Here is a 2,604-nt window from a genome sequence, read left to right on the forward strand (position 1 = left end):
TCTACGGATGAAGATAGAAGGAGAACCGATGTTGACCGCCAGTCGACTATTTCGAGAGATAAATGGGTTAGGATATGCAGGTTCAAGCAGATTAGTTAGATTGTATGTAGGAGAGATTCGAGTTAAGAAAGAAAAAGAAGCGACAGTGAGATTTGAGACATTACCTGGACAGCAAGCTCAAGTAGACTTTGATTTTTACAAGAGGGTAAAATTTACTGACTATGAGGAAGCAAAATCAGTATCACGGTTCAATATGGTATTAGGATATTCACGGATGTTGTATTATGGGTATTATTTCAGGCATGACTTAGAGAGTTTTATTGATGGACATATAAGTGCGTTTGAGTATTTCGGCGGAGTGCCTCATGAGATATTGTATGACAATGTCAAGTGTGTGGTTATCGAGAGGTATGATGATAATGGGATTAGATGGAACAGTCAGTTTTTAGATTTTGCCAGGTATTATGGGTTTAAGCCATTGGTATGCCAACCATATCGAGCTCAGACTAAAGGCAAGGTAGAGCGTCCTCACCAGTATGCAGAAAGGGATTTTTTTATGGGGCAAGAATTTAAGAATTTGGCTGATTTGAACAATCGGTCTAACAACTGGATGAATGAGGTGGCTAATAAACGCATCCATGGAACTACTAATGAGATACCTGTGATACGGTTAGAGCAGGAAAGGGAATATCTTTTAGCCTTACCATCAAAGAGGTATGAATACTATCAGGAACTATCCCGTAAAAGCAGTAAAGACTGTTATATCTCTTATCAAGGTAATCGGTATTCAGTTCCGTATAAGTATGCCAATAACAAGGAATTATCAATCAAGGTTAGTCATAGTCAGGAGAAGATATTTATTTATGCTGGAGGAGATTTAATAGCCAGTCATAATCTATGCTTCTGCAAAGGGCAGATGATAACCAATCCTGAGCATATTAAGGGGATTGTGCCTAAGCAAAATAGCATAGAAGGACAGAGGATATATGGAGAATTTAGTTATCTTGGTGAGGCATATAGGAGGTATTTGTCAGGGTTAAAACAAAACAAGGTAGAGCATTTAAGTTGGCAGGTAAAGAAGATATTAGAATTAGTGTATAGTTATGGTCAGGATGAGGTAAATGCTGCTATAGAGCGAGCCTTAAAATATGAGGCTTATGGTTATAGTTATATTCGTAACATCTGCCAGGAACTGTCTAAGTCGAGGAGGGGAGGTGATTTTGTTTCGATTAAAGAGATATTGACAGATATGTTAAAGCAGTATGGGATACCAGAGGTAGAAACCAGGTCATTAAAGATTTATGACCAAATATCAGAATAAAGGAGGCAAAAGGATGGGTAAATTAACGAGTTATGAGGAGTTGCAAGAGAAGTTAAGCAGGCTGAATTTGATGAGGATAGGACAGACAGTAGATCAATATTGTCAGAAGGCATTGGATGAGAAACTTTCTTACAGTGAATTTTTAGCCCAGTTACTTGATGAAGAGATAGCTCATAAACGAGAGCACACATTGAGGTTCAGGATACAGATGGCACAATTTCCATTTAAGAAGACGATAGAACAGTTTGATTTTTCATATCAACCATCCATTGATAAACGGAAGATAGAAGAGCTGGCGACATTACGGTTTGTGGCTAATGGAGAGAACATAATCTTTTTAGGCCCGCCTGGAGTGGGAAAGACACACTTAGCCATAGGATTAGGGATAAGGGCTTGTATGGAAGGGATGAAAACATACTTTATTACTGGAGATAAGGTAATACATAAACTGATAGCCAGTTTATCAGACAATAGTTTTGAGCAGAAGATGAGGAGTTTTAAGCAGCCGCATTTACTGATTATAGACGAATTAGGATATTTAGCATTTAATCAACAAGCAAGTAACTTCTTTTTTCAGTTGATTTGCAGCAGGTATGAAAAAGGGTCAATAATCATAACCTCTAATAGGAGTTATAGTGAATGGGATAAGATATTTAGTGAGCCTGTAATAGCCAGTGCGATACTTGATAGGTTATTGCACCATTCTATAACTATAAATATTCGTGGAGAGAGTTACCGATTAAAGGAGAAGAGGATGTTTTTTGAGAAAACAAATTATAATGTTGCAAAGAACGAGATTTTTTAGTATAATTATACTCAATAGATGTTCTTCTGGTGATTGAAATAAGAAATTTCGTAACACAAATGCGTTGGGGGGTGGGTCAATTTTCATTGCCAAATTTGATGGATTATTGGAGCCCCCTGGGTCAATTTTCAATTGCCAAAAATGGCTCAGTTTTCAATTGCCATTGACACTATTAACTCCATCAATAATTTAATTATCCTATCATCTACTGATTTAAAAGTCCCATCTTCTCTTATAATAGAATCTCCCAAACCAGGTATTACTTCTAATACTATAATTCTACACATCCAATGTCTTTTTTTATCCTTAACTGCCTCTATCATAAATGGTAGTCCTGGACTACCAATTCCATCTACTAAGAGCCTATCCGAAAAATAGCTTAAGATAATGTTCCCCTTTGCCGATTTATATAGAGAAGGGTTTTTACTCAATCTATACTGAAAAAGGAGGGGGACAAGATGGCTGATGGAGAAATGGG

The 2,604-nt window shown here is 37.1% G+C and carries 3 protein-coding genes; 2 read left to right on the plus strand and 1 reads right to left on the minus strand.

From position 1 onward, the window contains the following. Both istA and istB read left to right on the plus strand, forming a co-directional pair. Window positions 1-1,321: IS21 family transposase (istA, locus tag AB1414_18945; GenBank protein MEW6609490.1), on the plus strand; the 1,321-nt coding region annotated here is incomplete at its 5' end. A 13-nt stretch (window positions 1,322-1,334) separates the two neighbouring features. After that, window positions 1,335-2,126 carry an IS21-like element helper ATPase IstB gene (gene istB / locus AB1414_18950; GenBank protein MEW6609491.1) on the plus strand — a complete coding sequence of 264 codons (792 nt, stop codon included), beginning with the start codon at window positions 1,335-1,337 and terminating at the stop codon, window positions 2,124-2,126. A 146-nt stretch (window positions 2,127-2,272) separates the two neighbouring features. On the opposite strand, the gene AB1414_18955 is transcribed toward istB, so the two are convergent. Continuing rightward, on the minus strand, window positions 2,273-2,604 hold a 332-nt coding region (locus AB1414_18955), incomplete at its 5' end, for a hypothetical protein (protein ID MEW6609492.1).

The organism is bacterium (assembly GCA_040755795.1).
Lineage (GTDB): Bacteria > UBA9089 > CG2-30-40-21 > CG2-30-40-21 > SBAY01 > JBFLXS01.

Coding starts and splice junctions, on each gene's coding strand:
- istB (MEW6609491.1), top strand. CDS start 1,335: ATGGGTAAATTAACGAGTTATGAGGAGTTGCAAGAGAAGTTAAGCAGG.